The organism is Polynucleobacter sp. 31A-FELB (genome assembly GCF_018882405.1).
In the GTDB taxonomy this organism is placed as follows: Bacteria; Pseudomonadota; Gammaproteobacteria; order Burkholderiales; family Burkholderiaceae; genus Polynucleobacter.
In genome coordinates, this window is the sequence record NZ_JACVOO010000002.1 from 24,778 (window position 1) to 47,018 (window position 22,241).

The following is a 22,241-nucleotide window of genomic DNA, read 5'->3' on the forward strand; positions in this document are numbered from 1 at the left end:
CAATTTATTCAGCGTCGTAGCGAGATAAAGATTTGGCGTAGCGCACATTCATTTCTTCGGTAGAGCTAATCGACATGCCCAAATCATTTACTAAGCCAGTCTCAAGGCGATAAGCCCAGCCATGCACCGTTAGATCTTGTCCTCTTGCCCATGCATCTTGAACGATGGTGGTTTCGCAAACGTTCACCACTTGCTCGATAACATTGAGTTCGCACAAACGATCCTGTCGTTTTGCAGTTGGAATAACTTCGCCAAGATAGCGCTCATGCTTTTGATGCACATCCTTAACATGGCGCAACCAATTGTCAGCAAGCCCAACGCGTCTGTCAGTTAAGGCGGCATGTACACCAGAGCAGCCATAATGACCCACTACCAAAATGTGTTTGACCTTTAAGAGATCAATGGCAAATTGGATTACGGATAAGCAGTTCAGATCAGTGTGAACCACCACATTGGCAACATTACGATGCACAAAGAGTTCGCCTGGCAGCAGGTTAACAATGTCATTTGCAGGTACGCGGCTATCTGAGCAGCCAATCCAAAGATATTCTGGCGCCTGCTGAGAAACTAGGCGCTTAAAAAAATTAGCATCTTTAGCGATCATCGCCTCTGCCCATTCGCGATTATTGGCAAATAGCTGGTCTAAGGCGCTGGAGTTCTTCATAATCATGTTTTGAGTTTAAAGTACTTTAATGATGCCTATTTGGTTAAAACAAACCCCCACTGGCATTGTTCTTAATTTACATTGCCAGCCGGGCGCAAAGCTAACCAAGGTGGTTGGCCTTCATGATGGCTGCCTCAAGATATCCCTTCAGGCTCCGGCCTTGGAAAATAGGGCGAATGAGATGTTGTTGTCCTGGCTTTCCAAGCGATTAAGGGTGCCCCAAAAACAAATTCAGCTCTTATCGGGACAAAATAGCCGTGTAAAGCGGCTGGAAATCTGGGGCTCAATCACCCCAGAGCAGATTGTTGAAGCTTTAAGTCCTTAAGGATTTACCAAAAGATGGCCCAGAGGATTCCTAAAATCAAAACCCATTTTCCGATGTAATAAACACGGCGGTGTTTTGCCTTCAGCTTCTTTGCTTGCGCTCTCAAGTGATAAAAGTACTTAAAGAGAATGTTTACAAATCCTACCTTCTCCCCCTCAACATTCTGAGAAGAGGCTGCGCTCATCACGTAGCGACCAAAGCAGTGATTGAATAATTGCACCAATTTAGTGTGAACAGGCCGTTCGACATCGCAAAACAAGACAATGCGCTGATGATCCGTCTCATTGGCGGCGTAGTGAATGTAAGTTTCATCAAACATCACTGGTTCGCCATCTTTCCAGAAATAACGCTCCCCATCAACATCGATAAAGCACTTTGGATTGTTTGGGGTGACAAGGCCAATGTGATAGCGCAGTGAGCCTGCATAAGGGTCTCTATGGCGTACAAGCGTTGCCCCAGGGGGTAGGGAGGCAAACATCGCAGCCTTGATCGAGGGGATCGATTTGAGGAGGGCAACGGTTTTAGGGCACTGGAGTTGTGCGGATGGCATTTCTTTGCCATACCAATAGAGGTGAAAACGTTTCCAGCCTGTCCGGAAAAAGGAGTTAAACCCAATATCGTTATATCCCGTAGCAGCAGCAATTGCACCATCTGCATTTAAAGCAAGCGCTTCATCGCGGATGATCTGCCAATTATCTTGAAGGGGTTTCATCTCTGGAAAGTCTGCAACTGGAATAAATGCCCCAGCCTTAGTTTTTGAGAATAAATAAAGGAGAGTATTAACTGGCGCCAAAAGAACTTGATAGTCCGTTAGTGAGCGCACTAAGCCAAATCGAACCTTACCCCTGAAGTAGACATAAACAGCCGAGACAACAAAGATCAAAAAGACGATGTGACGTAATTCCATAAGATTTACCAGTTAGCGTTAACGCTAGTATTTTAATTTGTATGGAGTGCCATTTCATCCCTATTTTTGTAATGAATATGCTCAAATGTTGATTGGGGTCAAATGGACCGCTATGAATGCACCTATTTAGGGCTGCAGAGATGATTTGTTAAGGAAAACCACATGAATGGATTCGTAAAATGGCTTTTAAGCCTTGTATTGATTGGCTTAGCCGGTTTAGCGGCTTATACCTGGATTATGCTCAATTGGAGCTATGGCAGCGGTGAGCGTGCCGGCTACGTCCAGAAATTCTCTAACCGTGGTTATGTATGTAAAACCTGGGAAGGCGAATTAGCCATGGTTTCCATGCCAGGAACCATGTCAGAAAAATTCCTCTTTACGGTTCGTGAAGATGCTGTGGCGCAAAAAATTAATGCGAATTTGGGTAAAAAAGTTGCCCTTAAATATGATCAGCACATTGGATTGCCTACAAGCTGTTTTGGCGATACCGAGTATTTTGTGTCCGATGTGACAGTTATAGAAGAGTAAAAAAGCAGCAATAAAAAAATTTGCTGTGACGCAGCTTTATTTTTGTAATTTTTTGTGGTTAAAATCATGTAAGCGCACTGTGCGCTGACATCAATATCTATAAGGAGCTTCACTTGAACAAAGCAGAACTAATCGCAGCGATTGCTGACGACGCTGAGATCTCAAAAGCCAAAGCTGAATTTGCATTGAATTCTGCTATTGAGCAAATCATTAAAGCTGTTACTAAAGGCGACTCAGTACAACTGATCGGTTTCGGTACTTTTGCTTCTGGTAAGCGCGCTGCACGTATGGGCCGTAACCCAAAAACTGGCGAGCCACTCAAAATTGCTGCTGCTAAAACTGTTAAGTTTTCTGCTGGTAAAGCATTTAAAGATTCAGTTAACAAGCGTAAGAAGTAATTCTTGCTTTGTTGATGAAAAAGCCCGGCATGCCGGGCTTTTTTGTTTCTAGAGATAGCGCTGGAATCTTGAGCGATCGCCTAATCTGATTTTTAACTTTGCACTAAACGTCGGTGGCGATGAATGCTCATCAAAATGCCGGCACCAAACCCCAGTGTTACTAAGGCAGTACCTCCGTAACTGATGAAGGGCAATGGCACGCCAACAACGGGCAATAGACCGCTTACCATGCCGATATTCACAAATGCGTAGGTAAAGAAAATCAGTGTGACCGATGCACCTAGTAGTCGTGTAAAAAGATTGGGCGCGCTGGCGGAGATGGCTAGGCCTCGTTTAATCAGGGCGAAGAAAAGTGCTAGCAAGACCAAGTTGCCTAGAAGACCAAATTCTTCAGAAAAAACCGCAAAGATAAAGTCGGTATGTTTTTCTGGAATAAATTCAAGATGCGCTTGCGTACCCTGAAACCAGCCTTTGCCGAAAAATCCACCCGAGCCAATTGCAATCATGGATTGAATTGTATGAAAGCCTTTGCCGAGAGGATCGCTACTTGGATCGAGCAAAGTGCAGACCCGATGTTTTTGGTAGTTATGGACCAGTGGCCAAACAACATCATGCGCACAAATCATATTGCCAAAAATAATGATCAAGATAATGCCAAAAGCGCCGAGGCCTACAAATGGCAGAATCCATTTCCACGGTAGTCCCGCTAAAATAATCACATACATGCCTGCAGCGAAAACTAAGAGTGCTGTTCCTAGATCGGGCTGGCGTGCAATGAGGAATACCGGAATAGCGAGGATGATCGCTGCCACTCCATAGTCCCACGATTTTTGGATGCCTTCACGTTTCTGAAAGTACCAGGCCAACATCAATGGCATGGCAATTTTCATGAGCTCTGATGGCTGAATTACGAACCCAATGTTCAGCCAACGTCGCGCACCCTTTTTAATTAATCCAAATGCAGCAACCGCTATTAGTAACGCAACTCCAATCCCATAAACCCATACTGCCGCCATCTCTAACCACTTTGGCGGAATACGAGAAACGATCCACATCACTGCAAATGAGAGTGCCAAGTTACGCAATTCATCTTCAAACCGTACAGGCGTATTCTGACTTGCAGACAAGAAGGTAATAAATCCAACCCCCGCTAAGCCAAGTAAAATAAGACCTAGCTGGCGATCAAGTCCGCTAAAAATACTCAGAAATATTTTCTTGGTTTTACTTATGGCGCTCTTTTCCATTCAGGAATCTCCTTTGGCCATTTACCTTCAAGATAAAAATCTAACGCTTTGCGCGCAATCGGTGCGGCATGTTGCGCACCAAATCCTGCGTTCTCAACGACCATTGCAATCACGATAGTTGGCTTTTCTGCGGGAGCAAAAGCAATGTATAAAGCGTGGTCGCGTAAAAATTCTGCAGTAGATCCGTGCTTGTACTCTTTCGAGTTCAAACTAAATACTTGCGCTGTCCCTGTCTTGCCGCCAACTTGATAGCCCGTACCTTTAAAAACTGAGGCAGAGGTTCCAGAGTTGTTCACTTCAACCATAGCCTTCTTGATCACCTCAACGTTCTCTGGAACAAGATCGATGCGATAACTTTCTTTTGGCGTTGTAAGGGTGCGGTTTCTTGTGAAAGGATCTTCAATCGCTTTCACCAAGTGTGGTTTCATTACGATGCCGTTATTTGCCATGTTTGCCATAGCATGTGCCAACTGCAAAATAGTAAATGCGTTGTAGCCCTGTCCAATGCCAAGAGAAATGGTTTCGCCCTCATACCATTTTTGCTGCTCTGGTTTCTTGAAGGTATTTTTCTTCCACTCCGTGGATGGCAGGACACCTTTGGATTCACCTTGTAAGTCGATGCCGGTAATTTGCCCAAAGCCAAATGGTTTCATGAAGTCATGCATCATGTTGACGCCCATATCGCGCGCCAACATGTAGTAGTAGGTATCGCAAGATTCAACAATGGACTTTTGCATGTCCACAATACCGTGCCCACCTTTTTTGTCATCACGGAAGGTGTGATTTCCAAAATCAAAATAACCTGGATCTGAAATGGTTTGTGACGGTGTGCGCTTTTTAGTTTCTAAAGCTGCGAGCGCCATAAATGGTTTGTATGTTGATCCCGGTGGGTAGATGCCTTTAAGTGGGCGGTTATATAGTGGCTTTTGCGGGGAGTCATTCAACTCTTTCCATGTCACTGAATCAATGCCCTCCACGAAATCATTTGGATTAAAGTTTGGCTTGGATACAAATGCCAAGATGTCACCAGTCTCTGGTTCAATCGCTACGAATGCGCCGCGGAAATTTCCGTAGAGTTGTTCAACCAAGTATTGCAGCTTGATATCCACTGACAACACCACATTTTTGCCTGGTATTGAAGGCGAGCTAGAAAGCGTGCGCACCGGCTTGCCGCCCGCTGTAATTTCTACTTGGTCATATCCTGGTACGCCGCGAAGAACCGCTTCATAACTTTGCTCTAGACCAATCTTCCCAACGTACTGAATGCCCGGCAAGAAAGAAGTCTGCAATGCATCCGGATCATCGACTTTAGAGTTCTCGATTTCCGCCTGCATCTTCTCTTTATCTCTTTGAGAAACCCGTCCGATATAGCCAATTAAATGCGACGCTAATTCGTTGTATGGATACTCTCTGAAGCTGCGGGCGCGGATCTCCACCCCCGGGAATCTGTAGCGATTAGCCATAAATCGAGCAGTTTCAGCCTCGGTGAGCATCGATCTGAGCGGAAAAGTGCCCATTTTTCGAGAATCTTCCAGCGAACGCTTGAAATTGCGGCGATCTCGCGGGGAAATCAGCACAATTTGAGACAGCTCGTCGATAAGTTCATCCACATTTCCTTTAACTTCTTCGGCATTCACATCTAAGGTCAAGGCTGAGTAGTTTCTGCCAATCACAATGCCATTGCGATCTATCAGGAGACCCCGATTAGCTGGAGCTGGCACGAGAGCAATGCGGTTATTTTCGGCCAATAAGGCATATTTGCCGTGACTCACAAGCTGTAGCCACACCAACCGTGTAATTAATAATAAAAAGCAGAATGTGACAAATAGGGTCGCAATATGAATGCGCTCTTGAAACGAGTCGAGATCTGGTTTTTTGAACGAAACCATACCGCTCTCTAAATTGGACGATTGTGATCAACGTCAATGGGGCGACGTTGAGGTGACAACAAGATGCGTGTTGCCACGGGCCACAGCAATGCCTCAATCAGGGCTTGAATGGCACCAGTTAAGGCCCACCAATGTATCTCACCACTTAATAACCAATGAGCCAGCACTGGGAATAAGGAAACTAATAAGAAGATGGGCAAAAGATGCAGGGCTTGCGTTAAAACATTTAAGGCAATGATGCGACGATGCCAAGAGATGGCAAGGTAAGCCACTAATGAGTAGCTAAATGCATGCAGCCCCAATAAGTCCGAGTTATGGACATCCATCAATAGACCGAGAATGAAGGCGATGATGACGCCGACATAGCGATGCTGATGGATATTCCAGAACACGATGCAAATAATGAGCCAGTCTGGCACCCAGCCGTAATTACCAATTGGCAGAAGGTTTAGCAGTAGGGCGCAAAACAAGCTGAAATAAATAAAGACCGGATTCACCGGGCGCAGAATGTAGCCGCTTTGAAAATCGATCATTGCATGCCTCGCGCACGAGTTTGACGGCGACCTGGAGTGTTGGTCAGTGGCGCACCAGGTTTGCTAGTAGCGGTGGATGCTTTTGCATCCCACTGTGGATCGTAAAGCAGGGCTAAGGCCTGACGGTAGCGATTGACTGCTGCAACTGGTACGCAAAATACATTTGAAGAGTTTTTGTCTGCATTACGTTCAATTCGGCTAATTACCGCCACCGCAAAGCCGGGCGGGTAGATGCCATCAATGCCTGAGGTAATGAGTGCATCCCCCACCTCTAAATCGCTGGCCACCGGAAGGTAGCGAAGTTCAAGTGGGTTGCCACGCCCCGCACCAAATACCGCTGCTCTTAAGCCATTGCGAGCGACTTGTACTGGAACTGCAAAGTCACGATCTTCAAGTAATGAGACTTCTGCAGAGTGATCGTAAATGCGTACCACTTGACCTAAGATGCCAGAGTCATTTGCGATGGGGTTGCCCAGCTTAAGGCCATCATCGCTGCCGCGATTAATCACGATGCGCTGAGAAATTGGATTGGGTGGATTGAATAAAATTTCTACTGGCAATGTTTTAAATGGAGAGTGCTTTTGCAAATCCATTAGCTGACGTAGGTTTTGATTTTCTACAAGAAGAAATTCAGATTGGTTGGCAAGCAAAGAGAGCTCTGCTTGGCGCACTTTCATTTCTTGATTTTCTTTATCTAGCGTTCCGCGACTGGTGAAGTATTCTGATGTCGCTTCATAGGCATTGCGCGGCATCATCATCACATACTCTAGCGGGCGCAATAACCAATTTACGTTATTGCGAATCGGATCCAGTGCTTTAAAGCGAAAATCGATCAACATCAATGCGATGCTGATCGATAGACAGACAATCAGTTTGACTAAAGCCGGAACGCCTTGTCTGAAAAGAGGAGGAGCGCTATGTTGCAATTCCCTAATCGACGCTTAGGTCAATTACTCTTGAGAGAACACGCCACCCAACTTATCCATGCGCTCTAAAGCAATACCGCAACCACGAGCAACGCAAGTGAGGGGGTCTTCTGCAACATGAATAGGAAGGCCAGTTTCTTCGAGCAGTAAGCGATCGAGGTCACGCAATAGCGCGCCACCACCAGTGAGCATCATGCCGCGCTCAGCGATGTCAGATGCAAGCTCAGGAGGAATTTGCTCTAAGGCCGCTTTTACTGCAGTCACGATTTGATTCAGCGGGTCAGTCAAGGCTTCGAGTACTTCATTGCTTGTCACGGTGAAGCTACGTGGAATACCTTCAGAAAGATTGCGACCTTTTACTTCCATCTCGCGAACTTCTTGTCCCGGGAATGCAGAGCCAATAGTTTTCTTAATTAACTCAGCAGTTTGTTCACCGATCAACATGCCGTAGTTACGACGGATGTAATTAGTGATTGCTTCATCAAACTTATCGCCGCCAACACGAACAGAGCCTTTGTAAACCATGCCGCCTAATGACATAACGCCAACTTCAGTTGTACCGCCGCCGATATCAACAACCATCGAACCAGCTGCTTCAGAAACTGGCAGACCTGCACCAATTGCAGCAGCCATTGGCTCTTCAATCAAAAATACTTGTGATGCGCCTGCACCTAAGGCAGATTCGCGAATTGCGCGACGCTCAACTTGAGTTGATCCGCAGGGAACGCAAATGATGATGCGTGGGCTAGGCTTTAAAAGCTTGCTCTCGTGCACCATTTTGATAAATTGCTTGAGCATCTGCTCGGTAATTGTGAAATCGGCAATAACGCCGTCTTTCATGGGGCGAATCGCCTCAATATTTCCAGGAACACGACCCAACATGGCTTTTGCTTCTTTTCCAACCGCCAAAATGGTCTTTTTGCCATTTGGGCCGCCTTCAGTACGAATTGCCACAACTGACGGTTCATCAAGCACAATACCCCGTTCACGCATGTAAATTAAGGTGTTGGCGGTACCTAGGTCGATGGCCAGGTCATTGGAAAAGTAGCTGCGGAAAAAACCAAACATGATGTAGTGGGAAAATAAGTAAGTGTTAAAAAATATATATAGGAATGATACTCTAGCGCCCCATGAAACTTGATGATGTCCAGCGCATTGCGCACCTTTCCAGCCTTGAGTTAAGTCAGGCAGAAGCCGAGGCAGTTTTGCCTCAATTACAGGCAGTTTTTGCTCTGGTTGAGGAGATGCAGGCTGTTGATACCAGCGGCCTTGCCCCTTTGGCTCACCCCATCCTCTTTTTGCGTGATTTGGCGCAACCCCTGCGTAGTGATGCAGTGACGGAAACCGACCATCGTGCTGAAAACATGCAATCTGCCCCTGCCGTGCAGGATGGCTACTTCTTAGTTCCGCGGGTGATCGAATGAGCTGGCACCAAACCCCCATCGCCTTAATGGCCAAAGCCTTGGCCGCTAAAGAGGTCTCTAGCACCGAGCTGACACAGTACTTTCTCGACCGCATTGAGGCCGGAAAGCACTGGAATGCATATCTTGATGTAAGTGTTCACTTAAGTTTAGAGCAAGCATCTAAAGCAGACAAAATTATTGCCTCAGGCAAAGCTGGAAAATTGACAGGCATCCCTGTTGCCCATAAAGACGTCTTTGTAACCCGTGGTTGGAAGTCCACTGCAGCATCCAAAATGCTCGAGGGTTACCTCAGTCCATTTGATGCAACGGTAGTTTCGAATCTCGGAATTCCGGATGAACTTAATCCCAGTGGTGCCGGCATGGTTTGCCTTGGTAAGACCAATATGGATGAGTTCGCAATGGGTTCCTCCAATGAGAATTCAGCCTATGGCCCAGTATTAAATCCTTGGAATTCAGAATATGTTGCTGGCGGTTCTTCTGGAGGTTCTGCAGCAGCAGTAGCCGCAGGATTAGCCCCGATTGCGACAGGTACAGATACTGGCGGCTCTATACGTCAGCCAGCCGCATTTTGTGGGCTGACTGGCATCAAGCCTAGTTATGGGCGCGTATCCCGCTACGGAATGATTGCTTATGCTTCTTCATTAGATCAGGCTGGCCCAATGGGCAAGACCGCAGAAGACTGTGCTTTATTGCTTACAGCAATGTCTTCCCATGATCCGCGGGACTCTACTTCCTTGGCAGATTCTGGAGAGGACTACAGTCGCTATCTCGCCCAGTCTTGGAAAGAGGGGGGCTCGAATCCAGCAAAACCTCTAGAAGGCTTGCGTGTTGGCTTGCCAAAAGAATTCTTCGCAGAAGGCCTTGCGCCAGAAGTGGCTAATGCCGTCAATGCTGCAGCAAAAGCCTTGCAAGATTTAGGCGCAGAGTTGCTTGAAGTGAGCCTCCCTAAAACTAAGTTGTCCATTCCGGTGTATTACGTTTTGGCACCAGCCGAAGCCTCAAGTAATTTGAGTCGGTTTGATGGAGTGCGTTATGGACACCGAGCAAATGAATATCGTGATTTATCCGACATGTATAAGAAGTCTCGTACCGAAGGTTTTGGTGCAGAGGTAAAGCGTCGGATCTTGGTTGGTACCTATGTGCTTTGTCATGGTTACTACGATGCTTATTACTTGCAGGCTCAAAAAATTCGTCGCATTATTGCGGCCGATTTTCAGGCAGCATTTGAGAAGTGTGATGTGATCTTGGGGCCCGTTGCACCCGATGTTGCATGGCGTTTAGGTGAAAAATCAAAAGATCCAGTGCAGATGTATTTAGAAGACATTTACACGCTCTCAACCAATTTAGCGGGACTGCCGGCGATGAGCGTACCTTGCGGATTTAATTCAAGCAAGCTGCCGATCGGCATGCAACTCATTGGTAATTATTTTTCTGAAGCACGCTTACTTCAAGTGGCGCATCAATATCAGCAAAATAGTGACTGGCATTTGCGTCAAGCAAGCGAGGTGGCATGATGCAATGGGAAATCGTTATTGGTCTAGAGACCCACGCACAGTTACAAACACAGTCAAAAATTTTCAGCGGTGCGAGTACGCGCTTTGGCGCTGGCCCGAATACACAAGCCTGTGCCGTTGACTTGGCGTTACCGGGCGTTTTGCCGGTATTGAATCGTCAGGCAGTTGAACACGCCATTCGTTTTGGTTTAGCGGTCAATGCCAAGATTACGCCTGCAAGTATTTTTGCCCGCAAGAATTATTTTTATCCCGACTTACCCAAGGGATACCAAATTAGTCAGATGGATCTCCCTGTAGTTGTTGGGGGCCATCTGGAAATCTTGGTTGGCGATCAAGTCAAAGTAGTTGAGCTCACACGCGCCCACATGGAAGAGGACGCAGGGAAGTCGGTTCATGAAGAGGGCTTCTTAGGCCCTCATGGCGAAGCATCCAGTGGCATCGACTTAAATCGTGCCGGCACACCATTGCTGGAGATTGTGACTGAGCCAGTGATGCGTAGTGCTGCAGAAGCTGTAGCTTATGCAAAAGCACTGCATACATTGGTAGTTTGGTTGGGTGTGTGTGACGGCAATATGCAAGAAGGATCCTTCCGTTGTGATGCCAACGTTTCTGTTCGACCTCTAGGTCAAAAAGAATTTGGCACCCGTTGCGAAATTAAGAACTTGAACTCCTTCCGCTTTTTGGAAGAGGCAATTCAATATGAAGTGCGTCGTCAAATTGAACTAATTGAAGATGGCGGCACAGTTGTTCAAGAAACCCGCTTATACGATCCTGATCGTCAAGAGACTCGTAGCATGCGCAGTAAAGAGGACGCTAACGACTATCGCTATTTCCCGGACCCAGATTTATTACCGGTAGTGATTGATGATGCATGGATTGCTGATGTTCGTAGCAAGATGCCATCATTACCAGCACAGTTGCGGGAGCAATGGCAAAGCGAATTTGGCTTGAGTGCTTACGATGCGCAGCTACTGACACAAGATCGAGATACTGCAAAAGTATTTGAAGCGCTTTTAGCAATCGTTGGTAAACCGCTGGCAAAAGCTGCGGCCAACCTGATTGCAGGCGAGCTTGCCTCTTCACTGAATCGTGCTGGTATTGCTATGGAAGATGCACCTTTGAAAGCAGAGCATTTAGCGCCACTTTTAACTCGTGTAGCAGATGGGACCATCTCTAATAAGATCGCAAAAGATATCTTTGCAATTCTGTGGGAAGAGGCTGTCGCTGGCAAAGTCATTAGCACTGTAGATCAAGTAATTGACGCCAAAGGCCTGAAGCAGATCAGTGATAGTGGTGAGCTTGAAGCCATGATTGATAAGGTCCTGGCGGCTAACGAGAAGTCTGTTGAAGAGTTCCGCTCTGGCAAGGAAAAAGCATTTAATGCTTTGGTTGGTCAGATCATGAAAGCTTCACAAGGCAAAGCCAACCCAGGCCAAGTAAATGAGCTGCTGCGTAAAAAGCTGAGCTAAAAAGTTAAATCAGAAAATAAGCAAGAAAGACATAGATGAGCGCAATCGATCCTAAGCAAGCCGAACAAGAAGAATTGGTAGCGGAGTGGTTACGCGCTACTCCAGGTTTTTTTGAGCGCTATGCCAATCTCTTAAATGAAATTCGTTTAAAGCATCCTCATGAAGATCGTGCAATCTCCTTGCAAGAGCGTCAAATGACTTTGTTGCGCACACAGAATCAAGAGCTCAATCGCCGTCTCAGCGAGATGCTGCACTTTGGTAGTCGCAATGACAAAACTCAACAGAGCTTAGTTGCTTGGTTGTTACGCCTGATGCGTGCAAACACAAAGGCGGATGTGGAATCTGCGGTGACTGCTGGGCTGGCGGAAGTTTTTGAAGTGGAGTCGGCACAACTACTCTCGCCTAATGCGGCTTTTGGCCCTTGGATTGATACGCCTCTATGCGGTTCTGCTAAAGAGTTGGCATCTGCCAGCGTAGATTTGCTGGCAACCCAAGTGAGCATTGATCCTGAGTGGCAAAGCATGGTGGCTATTGGCTTGCCTCTAGGTAAAAGTATTGGCGCAGTGCAATCACCAGCAGTGCTTTTGCTAGCAAGCAAAGACGAGTCTCGCTTTACTGCGGATATGGGCGCATTCTATTTACGTCAGATTGCTGAACTGACTGCTGCAGCTTTGGATCGTATCCAGGCTTATGAGCCAAGCACCAGCTGATCTTCATCCCTTAGTGCAAGAGTATTTGCACGAGCTGCATGTATTAAGGCAGCTATCACCTCATACGCTCAAAGCTTACCGCATGGATCTGGGTGAGTTGCAAGCATTGGCAACCGATGATTCCATTGAATTATTAAAAGTCACCAATGCGCATGTACGTCGCTGGGCTGGCCGCCTGCACTCCAAAGGAAAATCATCTCGCACGATAGCTAGAGCGCTGTCTGCGTGGCGAGGTTGGTATGACTGGTTGACTGAGAAAGATGCATGTCGTGATGCGCAGGCAGGAAGGGTGACTGCAAACCTAGTGGCTAATCCTGTTGATGATGTGAAGGCTCCCAAGCGTTTGAAGTCTTTGCCTAAGGCGCTCTCAGTTGAGCAGGCACTCTCTTTAGTAAACCAAGCCGTAAAAGAAGCCGAAGAAAAGAAAGATCTGGAGTCGATACGTGATGCAGCGATCATCGATTTGCTGTATTCCTCTGGCCTACGTTTATCAGAGCTTCTGGGTATTGATGTAATGCAAAGCAAAGATCGCCAACAGGAGTCTGCTGGATGGTTGGATTGGGATGCTGCAGAAGTAACGGTTTTGGGTAAAGGTGGCAAGCGCCGCTCAGTTCCGATTGGTGGACCTGCAATGCAATCCCTCAAAGTCTGGCGTACGCTCCGCGATGAACTGGAGCAAGCAGATGTATCGATAGCTTTATTTATCTCTGCTACAGGTGCGCGCCTATCCCCTCGGACTGTGCAGGCACGCCTACGGACTTTGGCAATGAGGGCTGAGCTGCCGACCCATGTGCATCCGCACATGATGCGCCATAGCTTCGCCAGTCATGTCTTGCAATCATCCCAAGATTTGCGGGCAGTACAGGAAATGCTGGGGCATGCCAGTATTGCTAGTACGCAGATTTATACCTCCTTGGATTTCCAGCACCTAGCGCAGGCATACGATAAAGCCCATCCTCGCGCAAAGGCTGGCAAAGCCTGAGGAACTCGGTAAGATAGAAGGTTTCCCATTTGGGGAATGTATTTATAGATTTTGAATGGATCAATGATGGCGTTAATTCCGGTAACAATTCTCACAGGCTTTTTAGGTAGCGGCAAAACGACTTTGCTGAAACACATCTTGACTGAAGAGCATGGCAAAAAAATTGCTGTGATTGAAAACGAGTTCGGCGAAGAGAATATTGATAACGACATCTTGGTTCAAGACAATCAAGAGAACATTGTCCAAATGAGCAATGGCTGTATTTGCTGCACGATTCGTGGTGATCTGGTTGAGGCGCTCAACTCATTGTGGGAGCAGCGCAAAGATAAAAAGATTAGCTTTGATCGCGTAGTCATCGAGACTACTGGTGTGGCTAATCCAGGGCCAGTAGCACAAACATTCTTTATGGATGATGACGTTGCGGACCATTACGTATTAGATGCGGTAGTAACACTTGTGGATGCCAAGCACGGCCCACGGCAATTGACTGAGCATGAGGAAGCACAACGTCAAGTAGGCTTTGCTGATCAAATCTTCATCACTAAGACCGATTTGGTGACGCCTGCGGAAGTTGATGCCTTACGTAATCGCTTAATGCATATGAATCCTCGCGCCCCAATTCAGGGTATTTCTAAGGGCGTGGTTCCTTTGGATGCCGTTTTGGATCTCAAGGGCTTTAATTTGAATGCGAAGCTCGATATTGACCCTCACTTCTTGGAACAAGACGATCATGACCACGCTACTTGTGGCCACGATCACAGCCATGACCACCATGATCACAGCACTTGTGGCCATGACCATAGTCACGACCATCATGGCCATGCGGGCCATACAGACCGTATCCAATCCTTCGTTTTTCGTAGTGATAAACCCTTTGATCATAAAAAATTAGAGGACTTCCTAGGAGGCATTTTGGAGGTCTTTGGAGAGAAGATGTTGCGCTACAAAGGCGTCCTCTATGTGAAGGGTAGTAACCGAAAAGTCGTGTTCCAGGGCGTCCATCAGATGATGGGGAGCGATTTAGCGGGTGTTTGGGGTGCCGAGCCGAAGCAAACGCGGATGGTTTTTATTGGCATCGATTTACCTAAAGACACCCTGCTGGCTGGGCTTGAAGGCTGTTTGGCCTAGGAAATATCAAGTACAATCCGGCGCCACGGTCAATATTGGTAAATATTGGCAAAAGGGCGGTAAAAGTTTGGCAGAATGAAGTAATAATGGTTTAGAACCATGGAAAGAATGAAATGACGGTAAAAACACCAACGAAATCTACGGCTACAGCAAAAGCGCCTAGTAAGGCTGCAAGTGCAAAGGCTGCTAAGGGTGCCCCTTTAACAGAAGTTGAATTGCTCAAGATGTCCGAAAAGGACTATATGAATGCGGCTCAACTTGATTTTTTCCGCCAAAAGCTTCTGACCTTAAAAGACGATATTTTGAAAAATGCTTCTGAGACCACAGAGCATTTGCGTGAAAACATTTTGGTTCCTGATCCTGCGGATCGCGCAACGATTGAAGAAGAGCACGCTCTTGAGTTGCGCACACGTGATCGCGAGCGCAAGTTATTGAAAAAAGTAGAGCAGGCGCTAGCCCGCATTGAGTCTGGCGATTATGGTTGGTGTGAAGAGACTGGGGAGCCGATTGGTTTGAACCGTTTAATTGCTCGTCCAACAGCCAATCTTTCTCTCGAGGCGCAAGAGCGTCGCGAGCTTCGTCAAAAGTTGTTTGGCGATTAATTGCCAGATCAAATAAAAAAGTAGCAATGACAAAGCAATCTCCATCTATTAGCGAAATCTCTCCACTACTTAAGGCGGAGATTTTGGCCGAGGCCTTGCCTTACATTCGTGCGTATCACGGTAAGACTATCGTCATTAAGTACGGCGGAAACGCTATGGTTGAAGAGCGCCTCAAAGAAAGTTTTGCGCGCGATGTCATCTTGCTCAAGCTGGTTGGTATGAACCCAGTTGTCGTTCACGGTGGTGGACCGCAAATTGATGAGGCCCTCAAAAAGATTGGCAAGACTGGCACCTTTATTCAAGGTATGCGTGTAACCGATGAAGAAACCATGGAAGTGGTCGAGTGGGTTCTCGGTGGTGAAGTACAGCAAGATATCGTGATGTTGATCAACCACTTTGGCGGTCAGGCTGTTGGCTTGACTGGTAAGGATGGTGGCTTGATTCGTGCCAAGAAAATGTTGGTTGCTGATGAGAAGAAAGCTGGCGGAACGATTGATTTAGGTTTTGTTGGTGAAATCGAAGCAATTAACCCAGCAGTTGTAAAAGCATTGCAAGACGACGCCTTTATTCCAGTGATCTCCCCAATTGGATTTAGCGAAGAAGGTCAGGCCTACAACATCAATGCTGACTTGGTAGCTGGCAAGATGGCCGAAATTTTGCATGCAGAGAAATTAGTCATGATGACAAATATTCCTGGTGTGATGGATAAAAACGGCACGCTCTTAACAGACTTAACTGCACGTGAGATTGATGGCCTATTTGCTGATGGCACGATTTCTGGCGGAATGTTGCCAAAGATTTCCTCGGCATTGGATGCCGCAAAGAGTGGCGTGAATTCAGTTCACATTATTGATGGACGAATCGAACACTCTCTATTGTTAGAGATCCTGACAGAGCAAGCGTTTGGAACAATGATTCGCTCCCGCTAAGAGTTGAATAAGAGATATAGACATGCGTGATTCTTTAGACCCTACTGCATCAGAGATCGAAGCGACAGCTGCCGAAGAGGGTAAGACACGTAAGCGTCCACGCCCTGGCGAGCGCCGCCTCCAGATATTGCAGGTGTTGGCTGAGATGTTGCAAAACCCTAAGGGTGAGCGTGTAACTACTGCAGCGTTGGCAGCAAAAATTCAAGTTTCAGAAGCGGCCCTCTATCGACATTTCGCTAGTAAGGCGCAGATGTTTGAAGGCTTGATTTCTTTTGTCGAGCAAACAGTTTTTGGTCTGATTAATCAGATTAATCAGAAAGAAGAGTCTGGACTTGCACAAGCGCGCGGTATTTTGCAGATGCTTTTATTCTTTGCTGAAAAGAATCCCGGCATGACTCGCGTCCTTTTGGGCGATGCTTTATTGCAAGAGGATGACCGTTTGCAAGAGCGGATTACCCAAGTACTTGATCGCGTAGAGGCTTCTTTAAAGCAGGCATTGCGTATTGCACAAACTCAGGGTGGCACATGGGCAAACGTGTCTCAAGATGAAGTGAGCATCCGTGCGGCGATGTTGATGAGTTATGTCTTGGGCCGCTGGCACCGTTTTGCTCGTAGCGGCTTCAAGAAGCTTCCAACCGAAGCGTCAGATATTAGTCTTCGCATTCTTCTGTCCGAATGAGCGAGCTACACCTTTCTAGAAACACTATCCACTTTGCCGAGCCCTTGCCTTTGCAAAGTGGCGCCATCTTATCGGGCTACGATTTAGTTATTGAAACTTACGGCAAGCTCAATGCCGATAAAAGTAATGCTGTACTAGTTTGTCATGCGCTAAATGCATCACACCATGTGGCCGGTCCTAACCCAGATGATGCAAGCGATATTGGCTGGTGGGACAACATGATTGGCCCGGGTAAGCCTGTTGATACCGATCACTTCTTTGTTATTGGTGTTAATAACCTAGGCTCTTGTTTCGGATCCACGGGTCCAATGAGCATCAATCCGGCTACTAGCAAGCCTTATGGCGCAGACTTCCCAGTCATTACGGTGGAAGATTGGGTTAATACTCAGGCGCGCTTAGCCGATAAGTTGGGCATTCGTCGCTTTGCTGCAGTAATGGGCGGTAGTTTGGGCGGCATGCAGGCATTGGCTTGGTCAATTCAGTTCCCAAAACGCCTTGCGCATTGCTTAGTAATTGCATCAACACCAAAGCTGAGTGCGCAGAACATTGCCTTTAATGAAGTGGCGCGTAATGCCATTTTGTCGGACCCAGATTTTCATGGTGGCAATTACTACGAGCATGGCGTGGTGCCAAAGCGTGGCTTAAAGCTGGCTCGTATGGTTGGTCATATCACCTATTTATCTGACGATGACATGGCAGAAAAGTTTGGGCGCGAGCTGCAAAGGCCTAACGGTGAATCTCAAGATTATCGTTTTAGCTTTGATGTTGAATTTGAGGTTGAAAGTTATTTGCGTCATCAAGGTGATAAGTTTTCCACTTACTTTGATGCCAACACCTATTTGTTGATTACCAGAGCATTGGATTATTTTGATCCTTCTCGTCGTTACGAGGGCAGCTTGAATCGCGCCTTAGCTGAAGTGCAGGCCAAGTTTTTAGTTGTGAGCTTCTCTACAGATTGGCGCTTCCCGCCAAATCGCAGTCGCGAGATTGTGCAATCCTTGCTCAGCAACAAGAGTGAAGTAAGTTATGCAGAGATTGATGCGCCACACGGGCACGATGCTTTCTTGTTGGATGATCCTCGTTATCACAATTTGATTCGTGCTTATTTTGAACAAATGCTAGAGGCTAAATCATGAAGCGCGCAGACTTTGCCGCAATAGCGAACTGGATTGCGCCGAATAGTGAAGTGCTTGATCTCGGTTGCGGTGATGGTAGCTTCCTAGAGTATTTGCAAAAGAAAAAGCCTGTTCATGCTTACGGAGTTGAGATTGATGATGCGCGCGTACTTTCTTGCGCTCAAAAGGGTTTGAACGTCATTCAACAAAATCTTGAAGGGGGCTTAGCGCTCTTTGAGAACAATAGCTTTGATACGGTAGTGCTCTCGCAAACACTGCAAACTATTCATGAAACTGAAAAGATCTTGCGTGAAGTAGTCCGAGTTGGCAAGGAGTCGATTGTTTCTTTCCCAAACTTTGGCCACTGGTCTCATCGCCTAGCAGTTGGCTTTGGCCGCATGCCTGTCTCTAAGAGCTTGCCATATCAGTGGTACAACACGCCTAACGTGCGCGTTCTCACGGTGGCCGATTTTGAAAAGCTGGCTTCGAGCTTGGGATTGCAAATTTCGGATCAATGCATCTTGCATGAGGGTCGTCAGGTTACTTTGATGCCCAATCTTTTTGGAAGCCTAGCGCTGTTCCGCGTTCGACGTGCTTAGTACGATTGAGTCCTGGCTGAAAGATTTTCGGGTTTATCTCGAATGGCCTTGTCTCCGAATGCTCTTCTTGGGCTTCTCTGCAGGTCTCCCCCTACTACTGATTTTAGGAACTCTGAGCTTTTGGCTAAGAGAGGCTGGTATTGATCGCAGCACCATCGGTTATCTCACTTGGGTTGGTTTGATCTACGCATTTAAGTGGATGTGGGCTCCTTTGGTTGACCGACTATCCATTCCCTTGTTATCGACTTTATTTGGTAGAAGGCGTAGCTGGCTTCTATTTGCACAGTTGCTGATTGTTCTGGGTTTGGTGGGTATGGCTAGTATTGACCCCAAAGTTCAGCTCACGCCGGTTGTGTGGTGCGCACTCCTGGTTGCCTTTGGTTCTGCAACGCAAGATATTGCTTTAGATGCTTTTCGGATCGAGTCTGCTGATAGCGATCATCAAGCGGCTTTAGCCGCCACATATCAAACAGGTTATCGACTCGCTTTAATTTGGGCTGGTGCTGGCGTTCTTTGGTTGGCTGCCCGCGCTGAGTCAGGCTCTGCTAGCTATGATCCTGCTGCATGGCAATTTGCCTATCTTTGTATGGCGCTCTCGATTGGTGTGGGTGTGATCACCACCTTGTTTAGTAAAGAGCCTGTTCGTATTGAGCTTGCAAAAGCTCGTAATGCAAAAGCATGGCTGCATCAAACTTTGATTGAGCCATTTGCCGACTTTATTAAACGCTATGGTTGGCACGCAATTTTGATTTTGTCCTTAATTGCCATCTATCGCATTAGTGATGTGGTTATGGGCATCATGGCCAATCCGTTTTATGTGGATATGGGTTACACCAAAGATGAGGTGGCGGCAGTTAGTAAGGTCTTTGGCGTGGTGATGACCTTGGTCGGAGCCTTTGTAGGCGGCGTCCTCACATTGCGCTTCGGAGTGATGCGCATTTTATTTCTAGGTGCGATTTTATCGGCCGTCAGCAATTTGTTATTTGCTTGGCTTGCCACTCAGGGTCATGACTTACATGGCTTGATCTGGGTAATTTCTGCGGATAACCTGAGTTCCGGAATTGCTTCAGCCGCCTTTATTGCGTTCTTGTCGGCGCTGACGAATATTCAATACTCTGCAACTCAGTACGCATTGTTTAGTTCGATGATGCTCCTGTTGCCAAAGTGGCTAGCTGGATTCTCAGGCGTCTTTGTAAATAACTTTGGCTACTCAAACTTTTTTATTAGCACCGCAATTATTGGTGCTCCAGCATTAATTCTGATTTGGCTCACCATTCACTTCAAGGTTGTCGAGTTTAAAAAACACAACGCTCAGGTCGCTAAATAGACCAGTCGTAATCTACTGTGAGTGGTGCGTGATCTGAGAAGCGCTCATCTTTATACACAGCAGTATTTTTGGCGCTTGCCGCAATCCCTGGGGTAGTGATGTGATAATCGATACGCCAGCCGACGTTCTTCGCATAAGCCTGACCCCGATTACTCCACCAGGTGTAGCAGGACTCAGTCGCTTCGGGCTCTAGCTTTCTATAGACATCTACGTAACCGACTTTGCCAAATAGGTTTGTCAGCCAAGCCCGCTCCTCCGGTAAAAAGCCCGAGTTCTTCAGATTGCCTTTCCAGTTCTTGAGGTCAATCTCATTGTGGGCAATATTCACATCCCCACACAGCACAATCTCGCGCCCTGACTTTTTGAGTTCAACTAGGTGTGGCAAGAAAGAGTCGAGATAACGATATTTAGCCTCCTGTCTTTCTGGTGAGCTTGAGCCTGAGGGCATATACACCGAGATTACTGACAGCTTCTTGAATCGGGCTTCTACATAGCGCCCCTCTGCATCAAACTCTTCATTGCCATAGCCATAGAGCACCTCATCAGGCTTGTGAGGGGTATAGATGCCACAACCGCTGTAACCCTTTTTCTCAGCGTGATGAAAGAAGCCATGCAGCCCGTCTGGATTGAGGATGGCATCTTCCAAGTCGTCCTGCTGAGCTTTGAGCTCCTGCATGCAGACAAAGTCAACCTTTTGTTTTACAACCCAAGGCATGAAGCCTTTTTTGACTGCAGAACGGATACCGTTGAGGTTGGCAGAAATGATGCGTAACATATAGGCCTATGAGCTCAAAAAATTCTAATCAAGATAACTTTATTCAATTTGCCCTGGAGGCAAATGTTTTGTCGTTTGGGGAGTTTAAAACTAAAGCGGGTCGCCTTTCTCCTTATTTCTTTAATGCGGGTGGATTTAACGATGGCGCACGCTTAAGCGCCTTGGGTCGTTATTACGCCAAGGCTTTGCAAGAGTCTGGCCTGCAGTACGACATGCTTTATGGACCAGCCTATAAGGGCATCACTTTGGCTGCTGCCACTGCAATTGCTTTGGCCGATGCTGGCCGTAATGTGCCTTATGCCTACAACCGTAAAGAAGCCAAAGATCATGGCGAAGGCGGTTCATTGGTCGGCGCCCCAGTTAAAGGCAAAGTAGTCATCATTGACGATGTGATTTCCGCGGGAACATCTGTCAGAGAGTCTGTGAAATTGATTCGCGATGCAGGCGCAGAGCCAGCAGCGGTATTGATTGCTTTAGATCGTATGGAAAAATCAGGGACTGCTACTGAGATTGGTGATAAGTCAGCAGTGCAGGCTGTTGAGCAAGAATTTGGATTGCCGGTAGTAGCGATTGCGAACTTGGCAGACTTGATGGCTTTCTTAACCACCTCCAGCAATGCCGAGCTAACAAACTATTTGCCAGCAGTAAAAGACTATCGCGAGAAGTACGGTATTTAATCTAAAGAGTAGCAGCCCTACATTTTCGCTCTTTAGATTTTTGTTTCGCCTTCAAATACGGTAATGGCAGGGCCTGTCATGGTGACGGGCTGAGCAACTTCATTGATCATGCCGCTCCAAGCAATTAGTAAATCGCCACCACGGGTATGCACTTTGACGGGAGAGTCGATTAAGCCACGACGAATGCCCGAGACTACTGCAGCGCACGCACCAGTGCCACAAGCGAGAGTCTCACCGGCGCCACGCTCATAGACGCGCAACTTGATTTCATTGCGATTGAGGATTTGCATATAACCAGCATTTACTCTTTTTGGAAATGCTGCATCTTTTTCGATTGATAGACCTTCTTCGAGTACGGGTGCGCTATCAACATCGCCCACTACTTGCACTGCATGGGGATTGCCCATCGACACAACGCCGATCCAGCTGTCGTGTGGAGCAGGCGTAGTAATAGGCAGGGCGTAGAGCATTTCATGAAACTCTTGCTTACTTGCTAAGCCGCTTGCGTTAAAAGGAATTTGGCTGTGCTCAAAAATCGGCGCGCCCATATCCACTTCCACCTGACCATCATCATGAGATCTCAATGTAAGAACGGTATGCGCTACTTCTACGCGCAAAGGATTTTTTGTGGAAAGACCTTGGTCGAGCACAAAGCGAACAAAGCAACGTGAACCGTTGCCGCATTGCTCAACTTCACCACCATCCGCATTAAAAATGCGATAACGAAAATCTGCATCGGGACGAGTGGCTTTTTCAACGAGCAGAATTTGATCAGCACCAATGCCAAATTGGCGATGAGCTAGTTTCTGCCACTGCTCACGTGTGATGTCGCCGAGGTCTTGATCAATTCCATTGAGCACAATGAAATCGTTGCCGGCACCATGCATTTTGGTGAAG

25 protein-coding genes are annotated in these 22,241 nt (G+C 47.0%); 16 read left to right on the plus strand and 9 right to left on the minus strand.

The genetic code is table 11. The features are described from left to right. Positions 1-4: 4 nt before the first annotated feature. Entirely contained in the window at positions 5-670 is a 666-nt protein-coding gene (gene can / locus ICN30_RS01690; protein ID WP_216229671.1) for a carbonate dehydratase, read from the minus strand. Between the two features lie 22 nt (positions 671-692). Between can and ICN30_RS01695 the strand changes: the two genes are divergently transcribed. Continuing rightward, positions 693-989: a DUF167 domain-containing protein gene (locus tag ICN30_RS01695; protein ID WP_216229672.1), complete on the plus strand. Its 297-nt coding sequence runs from the start codon at positions 693-695 to the stop codon at positions 987-989. Positions 990-993: 4 nt separating this feature from the next. Here ICN30_RS01695 and ICN30_RS01700 read toward each other — a convergent pair whose 3' ends face one another. After that, positions 994-1,896: an aspartyl/asparaginyl beta-hydroxylase domain-containing protein gene (locus tag ICN30_RS01700; RefSeq protein ID WP_216229673.1), complete on the minus strand. Its 903-nt coding sequence runs from the start codon at positions 1,894-1,896 to the stop codon at positions 994-996. Between the two features lie 162 nt (positions 1,897-2,058). On the opposite strand from ICN30_RS01700, the gene ICN30_RS01705 reads away from it, so the two are divergent. Beyond that, positions 2,059-2,424, plus strand: coding sequence for a hypothetical protein (locus tag ICN30_RS01705; RefSeq protein WP_216178684.1), 366 nt, complete (start codon positions 2,059-2,061; stop codon positions 2,422-2,424). A 77-nt stretch (positions 2,425-2,501) separates the two neighbouring features. Further along, the gene (locus ICN30_RS01710) at positions 2,502-2,822 is read left to right on the plus strand and encodes an HU family DNA-binding protein (protein ID WP_143742185.1); all 321 of its coding nucleotides are present in this window, start codon (positions 2,502-2,504) and stop codon (positions 2,820-2,822) included. A gap of 92 nt (positions 2,823-2,914) precedes the next feature. On the opposite strand, the gene rodA is transcribed toward ICN30_RS01710, so the two are convergent. Genes rodA through ICN30_RS01735 form a run of 5 tightly spaced genes read right to left on the minus strand, consistent with a single transcriptional unit; the run spans position 2,915 to position 8,482 of the window. Beyond that, on the minus strand, positions 2,915-4,066 hold the full coding sequence (gene rodA, locus ICN30_RS01715; RefSeq protein ID WP_216229674.1) for a rod shape-determining protein RodA: 1,152 nt from the start codon (positions 4,064-4,066) through the stop codon (positions 2,915-2,917). After that, a complete protein-coding gene (gene mrdA / locus ICN30_RS01720) occupies positions 4,048-5,955 on the minus strand; it encodes a penicillin-binding protein 2 (protein WP_216229675.1) in 1,908 nt (635 codons plus the stop codon). The genes rodA and mrdA overlap by 19 nt, the downstream gene beginning before the upstream one ends. An 8-nt stretch (positions 5,956-5,963) precedes the next feature. After that, positions 5,964-6,488: a rod shape-determining protein MreD gene (gene mreD / locus ICN30_RS01725; protein ID WP_216229676.1), complete on the minus strand. Its 525-nt coding sequence runs from the start codon at positions 6,486-6,488 to the stop codon at positions 5,964-5,966. Beyond that, positions 6,485-7,414: a rod shape-determining protein MreC gene (gene mreC / locus ICN30_RS01730; protein ID WP_216229677.1), complete on the minus strand. Its 930-nt coding sequence runs from the start codon at positions 7,412-7,414 to the stop codon at positions 6,485-6,487. Before mreC ends, mreD begins: the two co-directional genes overlap by 4 nt. Before the next feature lie 24 nt (positions 7,415-7,438). Beyond that, positions 7,439-8,482 carry a rod shape-determining protein gene (locus ICN30_RS01735; protein WP_015422176.1) on the minus strand — a complete coding sequence of 348 codons (1,044 nt, stop codon included), beginning with the start codon at positions 8,480-8,482 and terminating at the stop codon, positions 7,439-7,441. Positions 8,483-8,544: 62 nt separating this feature from the next. On the opposite strand from ICN30_RS01735, the gene gatC reads away from it, so the two are divergent. The 12 genes from gatC to ICN30_RS01795 all read left to right on the plus strand — a co-directional run bounded on the left by gatC (position 8,545) and on the right by ICN30_RS01795 (position 19,892). Next, positions 8,545-8,838, plus strand: a complete 294-nt coding sequence (gene gatC / locus ICN30_RS01740) for an Asp-tRNA(Asn)/Glu-tRNA(Gln) amidotransferase subunit GatC (RefSeq protein WP_215376244.1) — start codon at positions 8,545-8,547, stop codon at positions 8,836-8,838. Continuing rightward, on the plus strand, positions 8,835-10,352 hold the full coding sequence (gene gatA / locus ICN30_RS01745; RefSeq protein ID WP_216272822.1) for an Asp-tRNA(Asn)/Glu-tRNA(Gln) amidotransferase subunit GatA: 1,518 nt from the start codon (positions 8,835-8,837) through the stop codon (positions 10,350-10,352). The genes gatC and gatA overlap by 4 nt, the downstream gene beginning before the upstream one ends. After that, positions 10,352-11,821: an Asp-tRNA(Asn)/Glu-tRNA(Gln) amidotransferase subunit GatB gene (gene gatB, locus ICN30_RS01750; protein WP_216273056.1), complete on the plus strand. Its 1,470-nt coding sequence runs from the start codon at positions 10,352-10,354 to the stop codon at positions 11,819-11,821. The genes gatA and gatB overlap by 1 nt, the downstream gene beginning before the upstream one ends. Positions 11,822-11,856: 35 nt before the next feature. Beyond that, positions 11,857-12,531 carry a DUF484 family protein gene (locus tag ICN30_RS01755; RefSeq protein ID WP_216229680.1) on the plus strand — a complete coding sequence of 225 codons (675 nt, stop codon included), beginning with the start codon at positions 11,857-11,859 and terminating at the stop codon, positions 12,529-12,531. Continuing rightward, entirely contained in the window at positions 12,512-13,513 is a 1,002-nt protein-coding gene (locus ICN30_RS01760; RefSeq protein WP_216229681.1) for a tyrosine recombinase XerC, read from the plus strand. The genes ICN30_RS01755 and ICN30_RS01760 overlap by 20 nt, the downstream gene beginning before the upstream one ends. Before the next feature lie 63 nt (positions 13,514-13,576). Next, the gene (locus ICN30_RS01765) at positions 13,577-14,641 is read left to right on the plus strand and encodes a GTP-binding protein (RefSeq protein ID WP_216272824.1); all 1,065 of its coding nucleotides are present in this window, start codon (positions 13,577-13,579) and stop codon (positions 14,639-14,641) included. A gap of 224 nt (positions 14,642-14,865) precedes the next feature. Beyond that, positions 14,866-15,243 (plus strand): RNA polymerase-binding protein DksA, encoded by a 378-nt coding sequence (gene dksA / locus ICN30_RS01770; RefSeq protein ID WP_062307316.1) that lies wholly within the window; start codon positions 14,866-14,868, stop codon positions 15,241-15,243. A 26-nt stretch (positions 15,244-15,269) separates the two neighbouring features. Next, on the plus strand, positions 15,270-16,172 hold the full coding sequence (argB, locus tag ICN30_RS01775) for an acetylglutamate kinase (protein WP_216135460.1): 903 nt from the start codon (positions 15,270-15,272) through the stop codon (positions 16,170-16,172). Positions 16,173-16,194: 22 nt separating this feature from the next. After that, entirely contained in the window at positions 16,195-16,851 is a 657-nt protein-coding gene (gene slmA, locus ICN30_RS01780) for a nucleoid occlusion factor SlmA (RefSeq protein WP_216229683.1), read from the plus strand. Continuing rightward, positions 16,848-17,987: a homoserine O-acetyltransferase gene (locus ICN30_RS01785; protein WP_216229684.1), complete on the plus strand. Its 1,140-nt coding sequence runs from the start codon at positions 16,848-16,850 to the stop codon at positions 17,985-17,987. Before slmA ends, ICN30_RS01785 begins: the two co-directional genes overlap by 4 nt. Continuing rightward, positions 17,984-18,565, plus strand: coding sequence for a methionine biosynthesis protein MetW (metW, locus tag ICN30_RS01790; protein WP_216229685.1), 582 nt, complete (start codon positions 17,984-17,986; stop codon positions 18,563-18,565). Before ICN30_RS01785 ends, metW begins: the two co-directional genes overlap by 4 nt. Further along, positions 18,558-19,892 (plus strand): MFS transporter, encoded by a 1,335-nt coding sequence (locus tag ICN30_RS01795; RefSeq protein ID WP_370623609.1) that lies wholly within the window; start codon positions 18,558-18,560, stop codon positions 19,890-19,892. Before metW ends, ICN30_RS01795 begins: the two co-directional genes overlap by 8 nt. Here ICN30_RS01795 and ICN30_RS01800 read toward each other — a convergent pair. Then, positions 19,885-20,667, minus strand: a complete 783-nt coding sequence (locus ICN30_RS01800; RefSeq protein ID WP_216229687.1) for an exodeoxyribonuclease III — start codon at positions 20,665-20,667, stop codon at positions 19,885-19,887. The genes ICN30_RS01795 and ICN30_RS01800 overlap by 8 nt on opposite strands. 8 nt (positions 20,668-20,675) lie before the next feature. Here ICN30_RS01800 and pyrE point away from each other — a divergent pair, with 8 nt between their 5' ends. Continuing rightward, positions 20,676-21,344 carry an orotate phosphoribosyltransferase gene (gene pyrE / locus ICN30_RS01805; protein WP_216229688.1) on the plus strand — a complete coding sequence of 223 codons (669 nt, stop codon included), beginning with the start codon at positions 20,676-20,678 and terminating at the stop codon, positions 21,342-21,344. A 32-nt stretch (positions 21,345-21,376) separates the two neighbouring features. Here pyrE and dapF read toward each other — a convergent pair whose 3' ends face one another. Further along, positions 21,377-22,231 carry a diaminopimelate epimerase gene (gene dapF, locus ICN30_RS01810; protein WP_216229835.1) on the minus strand — a complete coding sequence of 285 codons (855 nt, stop codon included), beginning with the start codon at positions 22,229-22,231 and terminating at the stop codon, positions 21,377-21,379. Positions 22,232-22,241 lie beyond the last annotated feature (10 nt).